Raw genomic sequence first — 14,259 nt, 5'->3', positions numbered from 1 at the left:
TCCCCCATCCCGAATGTGAATGCGTCGCGCCAGGCTAACCGCAAACTCCGACATTGAGCTAAGTCGGTACAGACCCGGTACAGAACCGCTGACGGTCACTCACCGCGCGCTGCGGGCAGATGCGGCAGCCGGTCGGCCGCCACCACACCCTCCAGGTATCCCCTGGCCCGTTCGGTACGGGGATACGCCTCCAGCAGCCGCCAGAAGCGCGGACCGTGGCCGGGAACGAGCAGGTGGGCCAGCTCATGGACCAGTACGTAATCGACGACGTACTCGGGCATGCCCTGCAGCCGGTGCGACAGGCGGATGCTGCCCTCCGCCGGTGTGCAGGACCCCCATCGGGTGTTCTGATTGGTCACCCATCGCACGGACGCGGGTCTGGCCCGGCCCTCGAAATACTGGGCGGACAACCGCTCGGCGCGCTCGGTCAGTTCGCTGTCGCCGAGGATGCGCTTGCTCTCCTGGACCGCGAGCTTGTCGAGCATCACGTTCACCCAGCGCTGCTCCTCGGCCTCGGACATCCGTGCGGGGATGAGCACGATGGTGCGGTCACCCTCCCGGTACGCGGAGACCGTTCTGCTGCGGCGGGTGCTCCTGCGGACCTCGACCGCGCTCGTTGCCGAGGCGCGGGGCGGACGGTCCACCGCGCTGCGCTGAGGGGTTCCGGTACTGCGCGCGGGGGTCTCCCCGGCGAGTCCGGGTGACGGGTCGGCGGGCACGCCATGACGTTACCCGGTGTCAGTGGGGGAAGTCCCGCCTCCGGGACGGTTCGCGCGCGATCCACTCCGCACCATGCACCATTTGAACGACTAGTACCCCATGCCTGTGGATAACTTTCTGCACACTTCGCCGCCGACCTGCATTCTGACAACGGATCTCGCGGAGATCCGGGCCACAGCCCGCGCACAGAGACCATGGAACACAGACCGGGGAGAAGGCGTGTATCCGATGTTGAAGCCCGCACTGCGCCGCGCGTGGTGCACACAGGGCACCGTGCAATTCGGGGTGACCGCCGCCCATGCGGTGAAGCTCGGCCCGATGGATATCGCCACGGGCTGCTTTCTGGAACTGCTCGACGGTACGCGCGGCCTGCCGCTGCTGCGTGAAGAGGCCCGCGAGCTGGACCTGTCGGACCATCAAGTGGACACATTGATCCGCAGGTTGTTGGACGCCGGGTTGATCGACGATGTGCGGGCCGCCGGCCCGGAGACCGATGCGTTACGGAACCGGCCCGACGCCATGGAGCGGCACCGTCCTGACCTGGCGTCGCTTTCAGTAGTCCATCCCGAGCCGGGTGGCGGGATGCGGCGGCTGGCGGCCCGCCGTGCGATGCGGGTACAGGTTCGGGGTGCGGGGCGGGTCGGTGCCACGATCGCGGCGGTGCTGTCCGGCTCCGGGGTGGGCCGGGTAGAGGTCCTGGACGGCGGGTGCACCGAGCCGTGGGACGTCTCACCCGGTGGGCTTCCACCGGCAGCCGTCGGAGAGCGCAGGGCCACCGCGGCCCGGCAGTTGGTGCGCAGATCCGCCGCCGGTTCGGCTCCCCGGACGGCGGAGGACTCGGCGGGTGGTGAGCCGGGGCTGTCGCTGATCGTGGTCGCCCCTCGTGACGGCCTCGCGGTGTATGCCCCCGACCCCCGCCCGGCGGAGCCGTGGATCGCTTCGGGGACTCCCCACCTCTATGCCGGGGTGATGGAGGCGACGGGGGTGGTCGGCCCCCTGGTCCTGCCCGGGGGCACGGCGTGCGCGGGATGTCTGGCGCTGAAACGTGCGGAGCGGGACAAGGACTGGTCCAGGATGCTCTCGCAGTGGCAGTCCGGGCGGCGCACCGCCGTCCAGGCCTGCGACCTGGCGCTTGCGACGGCGGTGGCCGGTCTGGCGGCCGCCCATGCGCTGTCCTTTCTGGACGGGGAGCTGCCGGCCAGTACGGGGACCCGCTGGGAAGCCGCGCTACCGCTGTTGGACTGGCGGTCGGAGCGAATCGGGGCGCACCCCGGCTGCTACTGCGGGGCAGCTGGGCACACTGAGGGGGAGCGCGCCTCCGTGGCCGACGCGGTACACGACACAATGGCCGGGTAGCCGTCGCACGCGGTACGGCAGTCTGGGATTTGGAGGGGCTCATGTCTGATCTACCCCGGAAAGCGGTCACCCGTACCGCCAAGTTGGCCGCCCTGCCACTGGGTTTCGCAGGCCGCGCCACGTGGGGCCTCGGCAAGCGGATCGGCGGGAAGTCCGCGGAGTTGGTCGCCCGGGAGGTCCAGCAGCGCACCGCGGATCAGCTCTTCAAGGTCCTGGGCGAGTTGAAGGGCGGGGCGATGAAGCTGGGTCAGGCTCTGTCCGTCTTCGAGTCGGCGCTGCCCGAGGAGGTCGCCGGACCGTACCGGGCGGCGCTCACCAAACTGCAGGAAGCCGCGCCTCCGCTGCCCAGCGGCACGGTGCACGCGGTGCTGGAGGAGCGGCTCGGGGAGGACTGGCGGGAGCTGTTCCTCGAATTCGACGACAAGCCGTCGGCCGCCGCCTCGATCGGTCAGGTCCACCGGGCGGTGTGGCACGACGGGCGGGACGTCGCGGTGAAGGTGCAGTACCCGGGCGCCGGAGAGGCGCTGCTCTCGGATCTGACCCAGCTCAGCAGGTTCGCCCGGCTGCTCGGCCCGTTGATCCCGGGAATGGACATCAAGCCGCTCATCACGGAGCTGCGTGACCGGGTCTCTGAGGAGCTGGACTACGAACAGGAGGCACGGTCGCAACAGGTCCATGCGGAGGAGTTCGCGGCCGATCCGGATGTCGTGGTCCCCGGTGTCGTGCACCAGTCCGACCAGGTGCTGGTGACGGAGTGGATGGACGGTGTTCCGCTGGCCGATGTGATCGCGCAGGGCACGCCGGAACAGCGGGACCGGGCCGGTCAGTTGCTGGCGCGTTTCCTTTTCTCGGGGCCGGCACGCACCGGTCTGCTGCACGCGGACCCGCATCCGGGCAACTTCCGGCTGCTGTCCCCGGACGACAGGACCGGCGAAGTCGGTGAGACGGGCGTGAGCGACAAGGCCGGCGAGGCCGGGCAGTGGCGGCTCGGGGTGCTGGACTTCGGCACGGTGGACCGGCTGCCGGGTGGTCTGCCGCAGACCATCGGTGATTCCTTGCGGCTGGCGCTGGCGGATGACGCGGAGGCGGTGTACGAGCTGCTGCGCGAGGAGGGGTTCGTCAAGGATTCGATCGACCTCGACCCTGATGCGGTGCTCGACTATCTTCTCCCGATCATCGAACCGGCGCAGGTGGAGGAGTTCACCTTCACCCGGAACTGGATGCGCAATCAGGCGACGCGGATCGCGGATCCTCGCTCGCCCGCTCATCAGCTGGGCAAACAGTTGAATCTGCCGCCCGCCTATCTGCTCATACACCGGGTGACGCTGAGCACGATCGGGGTGCTGTGTCAGCTGGGTGCGACGGTGCGGCTGCGTGACGAACTCGAAGCCTGGGTACCGGGGTTCCTTTCGGTGGATGAGCAGGAGCCGGTGGTACAGGAATGGGCGGGCGACGCCGCCGCGGGCGCGTAGAGCAGGGGGCCTTCAGGCCCCGGTACCGAGTCCGGGATGTGACGGCCCGGGGCCTCACACCCCGGGCCGTCACGTACCGAGCCGTCACACCCCGGACCTCACCACCAGGCTGAGTCGAGACGGCTCTCGATCGCCCGGATATGGGTGCGGGCGCACTCTTCGCAGAAGTACTGGCGGCTGCCGTTCTCCACGGAACAGAGCCAGGTCGGCGGTGCGGTACCGCTGCCGCCGGAGGTGCCGCACAGGGCACATGCGACCACTGCGGCGTCTCTCCGCGGGCATTGCTGAATCCAGTGATGAGTCTCCTCGTTCACCTTGTGACGATAACTCCGTCGCTGCCGTGCCGCGCGGAACCACACAACACGACCACCCAGCACAACCGCCCAGCACAACCGCGGGGCCGGTCCGAATGGACCGGCCCCGCGGAAGGGGTACTCACTATGGGGTACTGATTGCTCCCGGGCAGAGCGGCTGCCCGGCAGCGGGTGCTGCTGGTCTCTGGCCCGACTAGTGCATGACCGCCATGGCCAGCGCACGGCGGGCGCGCATCGAGGCGCGCTCGGCCCGGCGCTGCATCCGGCGCGCGGTGACCAGGCGGACGGCCTGGCGTTGCGCGTCGGCTTCCCTCAGACGGTCGTGCATATGCGCACGAGCCAGGGCTTCTGGGATGAGTTGCATCTCGCGGGTCCTGTTCTGACGCGAGTCGTTCGCGCCGGTGATCGTGACGTTCGGTGTTGCGGAGCCGACGGGCTCATTCGTGGGGACGGACATCGGAGCCTGATTTCGGGGATCGTGGGTGTGGGGACGGTCGATGGTTCCGGGGCGCTTCATGGGTTTGGGGGCCGGGACCCCCAGCACGGCGGTCACGCCGCGACCGGGTTCTTGCGCGGACGGCCACGCGGCCGCTTGCGAGCGACGACGACGCCCTGGATGAAGAGCTCACCGCCCCAGACGCCCCACGGTTCGCGCCGCTCCTTGGCGCCGGCGAGGCAGGCCTCCACGAGCGGACAGGTGCGGCAAAGGGACTTGGCGTACTCGACGTCGGCCGGCGACTCGGCGAAGAAGACCTCCGGGTCATAGGAGCGGCAGGGGACGGGCACGCCGAGGTTCTCGATGGCGTCGTCGAGCGCGGTGAGCGCAGTGAGGGGGATCAAGGCGGAGTCCTCCGTGGGGCCGGGCGGCGGGATCGTGTCGGAAGTCGGTACGGACGGGGCGTGCGCTTCGAGTTGCACGGTGGGTGGTGTCCTCGTCTGGTCGTTCCGGCCTGTTGGCCGGTAGGCGGCTGGTACCGGGTGCTGCTTGTCCCGAGGCTCCTTCGGGTTGTCTCGTCCGTTTGGACAAAACAAAAGGGCCGCGGATCCCGAGTGGGGTTCCGCGGCCCTGAAGGCGCCGGCCTGATGGTGAATCAGGCTGGATCACTCCAGGGTTCAGGCCCACGGAAGGCCCACATCGTGTGGTGGTGCGTCATCTGCTTCTTGGCGCCGGATTCCGCTCCCGCACCGACGGCGGCAAAGGCATAGGCCTGGGCCTGTCCCTTCGCTCCTGCTGCTGCCGGTGCCTGGGTCGGTCGCTCATTGCGCTCCCGCACGGGGAGGCTCGCCAGGGACAGCGGGCTGACGGCAGAAATGCCGGACATACCGGTGCCACGGAGCGAGGACTCGGAAGAGCAGGCGAGGCCGAGCGAGCAGGCGGAGACGACCGAAAGATCGGTCACTTTGTTGGTCTCGATGATGCTGATCACTTCAATCGCCTCCTCTCGGCGTCTCGGGGGGACCGGTGAACCGGTCCTACGTATTCGGATAAGTACAGCACAGGGCCAGGGCTTCAGAGAAGTCGCTGTTCCCGTGGTTAAGAACCTATGGTGATGACTGGGGCGGGCGCAAACTATTTTTTCGACGAGTTTTTCTCACACCTCGTCAACGGCGTCCCCGGCCCCTTCCTCCACCGTCTCACCTGCGCACATGGCAAGTACCGCGGTCCCGAACCGGTCCAGCTTCCGCGCGCCGACCCCGGAGATCCCGGCCAGTTCGCCCGCGCTGCCCGGCACCGCCTCCGCGATCGCCATCAGTGTCTTGTCCGTGAAGACGCAGTACGCGGGCTGACCGATCTCCTTCGCCCGGACCGCCCGCCAGTCGCGCAGCCGCTCGTACAGCGCCTCGTCCATGTCGGAGGGGCAGTCGTCGCAACGCATCAGCTTCATCTCGCCCGCGTCGGTGAGGGTTTTGCCGCAGACCCGGCACCGGGCAGGGCCGCGCGTGCCGCGCCTGGCGATCCGTCCGATGCCCCGCTCGATCCCGCCGCCGCCACCCGCCGCGCCACGCGCGCCGAGGGCCACCGAGCCGGGGCGCAGTCCGTTCAGGAACCGGCTCGGACGGCGTCCGGCGCGGCCGCCGGGTGAGCGGGACAGCGACCACGACAGCGAGAGGTGCAGGCGCGCCCGGGTGACACCGACGTACAGCAGGCGACGCTCCTCCTCGATTTGCTCGTCGGTCTTGGCGTAGGTGATCGGCATCATGCCCTCGGTCAGACCGACCAGGAACACGGCGTCCCACTCCAGGCCCTTCGCGGAGTGCAGCGAGGCGAGCGTGACTCCCTGGACGGTGGGGGCGTGCTGGGCGGCGGCCCGCTCGTCGAGTTCCGCCACCAGGTCGGAGAGTGTCGCGTCCGGCTTGGCCTGTTCGAAGTCCTCGGCGAGCCGGACCAGGGCGGCCAGGGATTCCCAGCGGTCGCGCACCGCGCCGGAGCCCGCGGGCGGTTCTGTGGTCCATCCCTTGGTGGAGAGCACCGCGCGCACTTCCGCCGACAGCCCCTCCGCGTCGTCGAGCAGGGAGTCGTTGCCCCCCGCGCGGGCCGCGCCGCGCAGGGCGACGCCGGCCTCTCGTACCTCTGCCCGTTCGAAGAAGCGCTCGGCGCCGCGCAGCTGGTACGGAACGCCCGCGTCGGCCAGGGCCTGCTCGTAGACCTCGGACTGGGAGTTGACCCGGTAGAGCACGGCGATCTCGCCGGCCGGAACGCCCGCGGCGATCAGATCGCGGATGCGGCGGGCGGTGCCCTCGGCCTCCGCGGGCTCGTCCGCGTACTCCGTATAGGCGGGCTCGGGGCCGGGCTCGCGCTGCGAGACCAGTTCGAGCCGGTGCTCGGCGGCACGGCCGCGGGCCTGGCCGAGCAGCCCGTTGGCCAGATGGACGACCTGGGGGGTGGATCGGTAGTCCCGGACCAGCTTCACCACCGTCGCATTGGGGTGGCGGGTGCGGAAATTCAGCAGGTGGTCGGGGGTGGCCCCGGTGAAGGAGTAGATCGTCTGGCTGGCGTCGCCAACGACGCACAGGGTGTCGCGGTCTCCGAGCCAGAGATCGAGCAGCCGCTGCTGGAGCGGGCTGACGTCCTGGTACTCGTCGACGACGAAGTGCTGGTACTGGCGGCGGACGTGGTCGGCGATGTCATGGCGGTCCTGGAGGATGGCGACGGTGAGAAGCAGCACGTCCTCGAAGTCGATCACCGAGCGGTCGCGCTTCAGCTGCTCGTACATCGCATAGATCTGGGAGATCTCCGCCGGGTCGCGCGGGGCGTCGCGCTGGGTCTTGGCGACCACGGCCGGGTAGTCGGCGGGCACGGTCTGGGTGACCTTGGACCACTCGATCTCGCTGGTGACATCGCGCAGCTCGTTGCGGTCGAGGCGGATGCGGCAGCGGGCCGCGGCCTCGGCGACCAGCTGGACCTTGCGCTCCACCAGCCTCGGCAGGTCACCACCGACCGCTTTCGGCCAGAAGTACTGGAGCTGGCGCAGGGCGGCGGAGTGGAACGTCCGCGCCTGCACCCCGCCCGCGCCGAGCTGGCGCAGCCGTCCCCGCATCTCGCCCGCGGCCCGGTTGGTGAAGGTGACGGCGAGCACGCTCGTCGGCTGGAGTATTCCGGCGCGCACCCCATAGGCGATGCGATGCGTGATCGCGCGCGTCTTGCCCGTACCGGCTCCGGCCAGCACACACACCGGGCCGTGCAGGGCCGTGGCGACCTCGCGCTGCTCGGGGTCCAGGCCGTCGAGCACGGCGTCGGCCGACTCGGGGACCTGCGGGAAGAGGGAGGAATGCGTTGCTGCTGTCACCCCGCCATGCTGCCAGGTCGGAAGAGGCCGGTGCGAAGGTTGTCCACAGGGGGGCCGCATCTGTCGTACTAATGCGGGGTGGCGGCCCGCTACGGGGTGGCGGCCTGCCGCCCGATACGGGGGTGGTCGCGGGAATGGTGGTTGCCTCACGTACGTTCCCTTTCCGTGCGGTGACGCACTTTCCAGCTTCTCCGCATGACGGATGAGACGGATGAGACAGACTGACGAGCCAAAGGAGCGCGAAGACATGCCGGGCACTGTGACGATGTACAGCACCACGTGGTGCGGCTACTGCCGTCGGCTCAAGGGCCAGATGGACCGCGAGGGCATCGCGTACAACGAGATCAACATCGAGCAGGACCCGGAGTCCGCGGCCTTCGTCGAGAAGGCCAACGGGGGCAACCAGACCGTTCCCACCGTCCTGGTCGTCGGCTCCACCGGTGTCGAGGCCGTCATGACGAACCCGTCCCTGGCCCAGGTGAAGCAGGCACTCGCCGTCTGATCCGGCAGCTCCCGCAGTGCGGGAACGCGGTACGCGAACGCCCTCTCCAGTGCTCGACCGGAGAGGGCGTTCGCGTGAGCCGTGAGCCGTATGCCGTACGTCAGCCGACCGTGCCCGGCTTCGGGAGCGGCTTGCCGTACCAGAGCTCGATCAGGCGGGCCGCGATCGAGATGCCGAACGGCGGCATGACCTCGCCAGACTCGAAGGCCGCCGTCAGGTCCTCGCGGGAGAACCAGCGGGCCTCCTCGATCTCCTCGCCGTCCACGTCGATCTCCGACGAGGTCGCGCGTGCCATGAAACCGAGCATCAGGCTGGACGGGAACGGCCAGGGCTGGCTGGCGATGTACTCGACCTCGCCGACGGTGATGCCCGCCTCCTCGAAGACCTCGCGGGCCACGGACTGCTCGATCGACTCCCCCGGCTCGACGAAGCCCGCGAGCGTCGAGAAGCGGCCCTCGGGCCAGTGCACCTGGCGGCCCAGCAGCGCGCGGTCCTGGTCGTCCGTCACCAGCATGATGACCGCCGGGTCGGTACGCGGGTAGTGCTCGGCACCGCAGGCCGGGCAGCGGCGGATGTGGCCGGCCGCCGCGATGACCGTGCGTTCGCCGCAGCGCGAGCAGAAGCGGTGCAGCCGCTGCCAGTTCTCCAGAGCCACCGCGTGCACCATCAGGCCGGCGTCGCGGGGGCCGAGCAGCAGCCCGGCCTCGCGCAGGCCGGCCGGACGGGCCGGCTGGTCCATGCGGCCGGGCAGGGAGTCCTTCTGGAGCGCGAAGTAGCTGATGCCGTCCTCGTCCGTGCCGAGGAAGTAGCGGTGGGTCTCGGTGACCGGGGCCTCGAAGGCCGGGGTCATGACGATCTCCGTACCGCCGTCGGCCGTGTCGTCGATCAGCACCTGCCCGCCGGAGACGACGAACACACGGGTGGTCGGGTGGCTCCACGCGGCGGACAGCCAGGCCTCGTCGAGGCGGTGGTGCGCCGCCCGGTCGATGCCGCTGGGCGCCGTGAGACCGATGGGCCGGTCTGTGGTGGCGTTGTCGAAGGTGCTCACAGGTGCTTCCTACTCCCCCGAGATGGATCGGGTGTTCAGAGGATTCAGCGGAGTGCGGCGGCCAGTTCGCCCCAGAGGTGGGCCGCTGTCTCCACGCCCTTGAACAGAAGGCCGATTTCGACCTTCTCGTTGGGCGCGTGCCAGCCGTCGGACGGTACGGAGATGCCCAGGAAGAGGACGGGTGCGCCGAGCACGTCCTGCAGGTCGGCGGCGGGCCCCGAGCCTCCTTCGCGGGTGAAGAGGATCTTCTGGCCGAAGGCCCGCTCCATGGCGCGGGCCACGGCCTGCAGGGCGGGGTGGTCCAGCGGCGTCAGACAGGGACGGGTGGCGGGCGCGAAGGTGATCCGGTGCCGGACACCGGCCGGGACCTGCGCCTCGGCCCAGGCCCGGACGACCTGCTGAACGTGGTCGGGGTCCTGGCCCGCGACCAGCCGGAAGCTGATCTTCACCAGGGCGGCGGACGGGATGATCGTCTTGCTGCCGGCGCCCTGGTATCCGCCGCCGATGCCGTTGACCTCGGCGGTGGGGCGGGCCCAGATGCGTTCCAGCGTGGAGTAGCCGGCCTCGCCCGACGCCGCTCGGGACTTGGCGGTACGCAGCCAGGTCGCCTCGTCGAAGGGCAGTTCGGCGAAGAGCGCGCGCTCGGTGTCGGTGAGTTCCGTCACGCCGTCGTAGAACCCGGGGATCGCGACCCTGCCGTCCGCGTCGTGCAGTGCGGCGACAAGCCGGGCCACGGCCGTCGCCGGGTTGGGGACCGCACCGCCGAACGATCCGGAGTGGATGTCCTGTTCGGGGCCGTACAGCTCGATCTCGCACTCGGCGAGGCCGCGCATGCCCGTGCAGACCGTGGGGGTCGTCTCGTCCCACATACCGGTGTCGGAGACGATCACGGCATCGGCGGTGAGCCGGGCGGACCGCTCCTCGACCAGGGCGCGGAAGTTCGGGGAGCCGGACTCCTCCTCACCCTCGATGAGCAGCTTGAGGTTGACGGCGGGGGCGGTCCGGCCGGTGGCGGCGAGGTGGGCCCGGACGCCGAGGGTGTGGAAGAACACCTGCCCCTTGTCGTCCGCGGCGCCCCGTCCGTACATGCGGCCGTCGCGGATCACCGGCTCGAACGGGTCGGTGTCCCAGCCGTCCTCGCGGGCGGCGGGCTGCACGTCGTGGTGCCCGTAGACGAGGACGGTCGGGGCGTCCGGGTCGTCGGACGGCCACTCGGCGAAGACCGCGGGAGCGCCGGGCGTCTCCCAGATCTCGGTGACCGGGAAACCGGTCTCCTTGAGCTTGGCGGCCAGCCACTCGGCGCTGCGTCGTACGTCCCCGTCGTGGACCGGCTGGGCAGATACGGACGGGATGCGCAGCCAGTCGGCGAGGTCGTCGAGGAAGGCTGCACGGTGCTGTTCGGTGTACGTACGGACGGCGCTGTCCGGGGTCTCGCTCATGTGGTTGAGCCTATCGGCCTGCGGAGGGTGGCTCGTCCAGCAGGAGCCGCTCCAGCTCCGCCCGGCCCGGGAGGCGGGTGGGGTGGACGGTCTCTCCGCTGCGTACGTACAGGAACGTGGCCGTGACGGCGGTGAGCGGCAGGTCGTGCAGCTCGGCCCAGGCCAGGCGGTACACGGCCAGCTGGAGGGGGTCGGCGGTGTTGGTGCGGGTGGTCTTCCAGTCGACGATCTCGTACGTGTCCCCGGTGCGGTACACCGCGTCGATCCGGCCCCGGATCACCCGGCCGGCCAGCGTGATCTGGAACGGCGTCTCCACGCGGTACGGGGTGCGGCGGGCGTACGGGGTGCGCTCGAAGGCCTCCTTGAGTGCGCCGAGGTCGCGCTCGTCGGCGATCTCGGCGTCGTTCTCGTCGCCGCCGGGCAGCTCGTCCGGCCCGAGCATGGGCAGCGGCAGCTCCTCGAAGCGGGACTCCACCCAGGCGTGGAAACGGGTGCCCCTTCGGGCCGCGGCCTGCGGGGGGCGCGGCATCGGGCGGGCCAGCTCCTGGGCGAAGCCGTCGGGGTCGTCGGCGAGACGCAGCAGCTGGGTGGCGGAGAGCGAGGCGGGTACGAGGACGTCGCGCACGGTGGCGCGGGCGCGGCGCAGTTCGCCGGTGAGGGCGTCGAGGTCACGGTCCCAGGAGGCGAGCGTGCGGGATTCCTCCGGGGTGAGGGTGCGCTGCCCGGCGGGCTCGGGAGTGCGGGCCGCGGGGACCTGGGGCGTGGGGGCGTGGGAAGCGGGGGTGTGGGGCGCGGGAACGTGGGGACGGGAGGCGGGAGCCGGGGACTGCGGGGGTTCCGTCGACAGGGCGTCCCACTCGTCGGCCTCGCTGGGGAACGCCTCGTCGTCGGGGAACAGATCGTCGTCGTACGGGGTGTCTTCAGGGGCGTCGTACGGGTCCGGGGCGTCGGGCAGCGCCTCGTACGCGTCCGGCAGCGCACCGCCCGTCGCGGCCAGGGCAGCCAGATGCGCCATCACCGTGTCCGCGGCGGCCCGGCGGCGGGTCAGCGCGGTGTCGTCCAGGGGAAGCGGCCACGCGTGGTCGGCCTCCCTCTCGGCGAGCGCCGGGTTCTCCTCGTCCTCGGCCGGTTCGTCCGCCCAGGCCTCGATCTCGCCGTGTCCGGCCACGCAGTGCTCGTACAGCGCGTGCAGGAAGCCGGACGGGCCCCGCGGCTTCTTCTGGCTCGGGCCCCACCAGTGGCCTGATCCGAGCAGCAGGGTGCGGGGCCGGGTGAAGGTGACGTATCCGAGGCGGAGCTCCTCGGTGTGCTGGTGCTCCTTCATCTCCTCCTTGAAGCCCTTGAGCCCCTTGGCGTCCCAGGAGTGGAGGACGGGGAGGGTGGCCGTGTCCCCGCGCAGGGCGTGCGGGAGGACCTTGGACTGGGAGGTCCAGGCGTCGCGGGACTGGCTGCTCGGGAACTGGCCGGTGACCAGGCCGGGCACCGCGACGACATCCCATTCCAGGCCCTTGGACTTGTGTGCGGTGAGGACCTTGACGGTGTTCTCGCCGCCGGGCAGTGCGTTGTCCAGGCCCTTCTCGTACTGGACGGCGGTCCGCAGGAAGCCCAGGAAGGCGAGAAGGGTGGCCTCGCCTTCGACGGCGGCGAAGCGGGCGGCCACGTCGAGGAAGTTGGAGAGGGTCTCACGGCGGCGAGCGGCCAGGGCGTGCGGTGACGCGGAGAGCTCGACCTCCAGGCCGGTGGTGGCGAGGACGCGGTGCAGCACGTCCATCAGGGGGTCGGCCAGTGAGCGGCGCAGGTCGCGCAGTTCGGCAGCCAGGCGGGCGAAGCGGATGCGGGCCTCGGTGGAGAACGGAAGCCCGTCGTCCACACCGCCGCCCGATTCGAGGAAGGTGTCCAGCGCGTCGGCGAGCGAGATCACTTCGGCCGGGTCGACGCCCTCGACGGCCTCGGCGAGGCGGCGGTCGGGGTCGGCGTCGTCGCCGTCGGCCGCGCGGTGGACGAGGAGGCGGGCACGGCGGCCGAGGAGCGCCAGGTCGCGGGGGCCGATCCGCCAGCGGGGGCCGGTGAGCAGCCGGACCAGGGAGGCGTTGGCACCGGGGTCCTGAAGGACCTCGCAGACCGCGACGAGGTCGGCGACCTCGGGCAGGTGCAGCAGCCCGGACAGGCCGACGACCTCGACCGGGACGTCACGGGCCACCAGCGCCGCCTGGATCTCCGGGAAGTCGCCCGCGGTGCGGCACAGGACGGCGATCTCGCCGGGCGCCTTGCCGGTCGTGACGAGGTGGGCGATCGAGTCGGCCAGCCAGTCGATCTCTTCGGTGTGGGTACGCAGCAGGGCGCAGCGGACGATGCCGTCGCGCTCGGCACCCGGGGCGGGGCGCAGGGCTTCGACGCCCTCGTGCATGGCGCGCAGGGGTGCCGCGAGGCCATTGGCGAGGTGGAGGAGCCGGCCGCCGCTGCGGCGGTTCTCGCTGAGGGAGTAGCGGGTGGCGGGGGTGCCGTCGGCGTGCGGGAAGTGGAGCGGGAAGTCGTCGAGGTTGGCCACGGAGGCACCGCGCCAGCCGTAGATCGCCTGACAGGGGTCGCCGACGGCGGTGACGGCGTGCCCGGTCGCCGCCGCACCTTCGGGACCATCCCCTTCGGGAACTCCGCCTGCCGGACCGCCGCCTGCCGGACCGCCGTCTTCCGGACCGCGGCCGAAGAGGGCGGAGAGTAGCAGGCGCTGGGCGACCGAGGTGTCCTGGTACTCGTCGAGCAGCACGACGCGGAACTCGTCGCGCAGGATCGCGCCGACCTCCGGGCGGGTGAGGGCCAGTTCGGCGGAGAGCGCGATCTGGTCGCCGAAGTCGAGGAGGTCGCGGCTCTTCTTGGCCTCGCGGTAGCGGCGGGTCAGTTGCAGCAGCTCTCGGCGGGCCTGCGCCGTCTCGGGGATCTTGCGCAGCTCGGCGTTGGTGAGCCGGGCCGATTCGAGCGTACGGAGCAGGCCGGTGTCGTACCCCGCGAGCTGTTCGGGGCGTACGAGATGTTCGGCCAGCTCGGCGTCGAGGGCCAGCAGATCGCTGACCAGTGTGGGGAACGACCTGGTCAGGGCCGGGTAAGGGCCGGGCGCCTCGCGCAGTACGCGGGCGGCGAGCTGGTAACGGGTGGCGTCGGCGAGGAGGCGGGTGGTGGGTTCGAGGCCGATGCGCAGTCCGTGCTCGGTGAGCAGCCGGCCGGCGAAGGCGTGGTACGTGGAGATGCTGGGCTCGCCCGGAGGGTTGTCCGGGTCGATGGCGTCCGGATCGGTGACCCCGGCCGCGACCAGGGCCTTGCGGACGCGCTCGGCGAGCTCGCCCGCCGCCTTGTTGGTGAAGGTGAGTCCGAGGACCTGCTCGGGGGCCACCTGCCCCGTCCCCACCAGCCACACCACGCGCGCCGCCATCACCGTGGTCTTCCCCGACCCGGCTCCGGCCACGATCACCTGCGGGGCGGGCGGCGCTGTGATGCAGGCCGTCTGCTCCGGGGTGAACGGGATCCCGAGGAACTCCTTCAGCTGCTCGGGATCAGTGAGAGGTGAGGACACCCGACCGAGGCTAACCGGACGCACTGACAACGTGCGGTCCGCCGGGGACTCCGTA

At 70.8% G+C, this 14,259-nt stretch carries 12 protein-coding genes; 3 read left to right on the top strand and 9 right to left on the bottom strand.

Annotation, left to right across the window (positions count from 1 at the left end):
- Positions 1–95: 95 nt before the first annotated feature.
- On the bottom strand, positions 96–719 hold the full coding sequence (locus OG306_RS25600) for a M48 metallopeptidase family protein (RefSeq protein ID WP_371665643.1): 624 nt from the start codon (positions 717–719) through the stop codon (positions 96–98).
- Between the two features lie 220 nt (positions 720–939).
- Between OG306_RS25600 and OG306_RS25595 the strand changes: the two genes are divergently transcribed.
- Positions 940–2,076 carry a ThiF family adenylyltransferase gene (locus tag OG306_RS25595; RefSeq protein WP_266748407.1) on the top strand — a complete coding sequence of 379 codons (1,137 nt, stop codon included), beginning with the start codon at positions 940–942 and terminating at the stop codon, positions 2,074–2,076.
- A 41-nt stretch (positions 2,077–2,117) separates the two neighbouring features.
- Positions 2,118–3,548: an ABC1 kinase family protein gene (locus tag OG306_RS25590; protein WP_327349350.1), complete on the top strand. Its 1,431-nt coding sequence runs from the start codon at positions 2,118–2,120 to the stop codon at positions 3,546–3,548.
- A gap of 98 nt (positions 3,549–3,646) precedes the next feature.
- Here OG306_RS25590 and OG306_RS25585 read toward each other — a convergent pair whose 3' ends face one another.
- From OG306_RS25585 to OG306_RS25565, 5 genes are all read right to left on the bottom strand, one after another.
- The gene (locus OG306_RS25585; RefSeq protein ID WP_371665642.1) at positions 3,647–3,862 is read right to left on the bottom strand and encodes a hypothetical protein; all 216 of its coding nucleotides are present in this window, start codon (positions 3,860–3,862) and stop codon (positions 3,647–3,649) included.
- A gap of 193 nt (positions 3,863–4,055) precedes the next feature.
- Entirely contained in the window at positions 4,056–4,379 is a 324-nt protein-coding gene (locus OG306_RS25580; RefSeq protein ID WP_266752417.1) for a hypothetical protein, read from the bottom strand.
- 32 nt (positions 4,380–4,411) lie between these two features.
- The gene (locus OG306_RS25575) at positions 4,412–4,780 is read right to left on the bottom strand and encodes a WhiB family transcriptional regulator (protein WP_266748404.1); all 369 of its coding nucleotides are present in this window, start codon (positions 4,778–4,780) and stop codon (positions 4,412–4,414) included.
- Between the two features lie 173 nt (positions 4,781–4,953).
- On the bottom strand, positions 4,954–5,289 hold the full coding sequence (locus OG306_RS25570) for a hypothetical protein (protein ID WP_266748403.1): 336 nt from the start codon (positions 5,287–5,289) through the stop codon (positions 4,954–4,956).
- Between the two features lie 165 nt (positions 5,290–5,454).
- Positions 5,455–7,710 (bottom strand): ATP-dependent DNA helicase UvrD2, encoded by a 2,256-nt coding sequence (locus OG306_RS25565; protein ID WP_266748402.1) that lies wholly within the window; start codon positions 7,708–7,710, stop codon positions 5,455–5,457.
- Positions 7,711–7,897: 187 nt separating this feature from the next.
- Here OG306_RS25565 and OG306_RS25560 point away from each other — a divergent pair, with 187 nt between their 5' ends.
- Entirely contained in the window at positions 7,898–8,152 is a 255-nt protein-coding gene (locus OG306_RS25560; RefSeq protein ID WP_266748401.1) for a mycoredoxin, read from the top strand.
- Positions 8,153–8,252: 100 nt separating this feature from the next.
- Here OG306_RS25560 and nudC read toward each other — a convergent pair whose 3' ends face one another.
- The 3 genes from nudC to OG306_RS25545 are packed head-to-tail and all read right to left on the bottom strand — an operon-like array spanning position 8,253 to position 14,204.
- The gene (nudC, locus tag OG306_RS25555) at positions 8,253–9,200 is read right to left on the bottom strand and encodes an NAD(+) diphosphatase (protein ID WP_266748400.1); all 948 of its coding nucleotides are present in this window, start codon (positions 9,198–9,200) and stop codon (positions 8,253–8,255) included.
- 44 nt (positions 9,201–9,244) lie between these two features.
- Complete coding sequence (locus OG306_RS25550) at positions 9,245–10,639, bottom strand: dipeptidase (RefSeq protein WP_266748399.1); 1,395 nt, start codon at positions 10,637–10,639, stop codon at positions 9,245–9,247.
- Between the two features lie 10 nt (positions 10,640–10,649).
- Positions 10,650–14,204 carry a UvrD-helicase domain-containing protein gene (locus OG306_RS25545; protein WP_327349352.1) on the bottom strand — a complete coding sequence of 1,185 codons (3,555 nt, stop codon included), beginning with the start codon at positions 14,202–14,204 and terminating at the stop codon, positions 10,650–10,652.
- Positions 14,205–14,259 lie beyond the last annotated feature (55 nt).

Origin of the sequence: Streptomyces sp. NBC_01241, from assembly GCF_041435435.1 — a bacterium.
Lineage (GTDB): Bacteria > Actinomycetota > Actinomycetes > Streptomycetales > Streptomycetaceae > Streptomyces.
Note: the sequence above shows the minus strand (reverse complement) of the source record. Positions and strands in the feature narration are given on the sequence as shown.

Bases quoted from the DNA above. Each gene is read 5' to 3' on its own strand.
- OG306_RS25580 (WP_266752417.1), bottom strand. From the start codon at position 4,379: ATGAAGCGCCCCGGAACCATCGACCGTCCCCACACCCACGATCCCCGA.
- OG306_RS25565 (WP_266748402.1), bottom strand. From the start codon at position 7,710: ATGCGGCCCCCCTGTGGACAACCTTCGCACCGGCCTCTTCCGACCTGG.
- OG306_RS25590 (WP_327349350.1), top strand. From the start codon at position 2,118: ATGTCTGATCTACCCCGGAAAGCGGTCACCCGTACCGCCAAGTTGGCC.
- OG306_RS25550 (WP_266748399.1), bottom strand. From the start codon at position 10,639: ATGAGCGAGACCCCGGACAGCGCCGTCCGTACGTACACCGAACAGCAC.
- OG306_RS25560 (WP_266748401.1), top strand. From the start codon at position 7,898: ATGCCGGGCACTGTGACGATGTACAGCACCACGTGGTGCGGCTACTGC.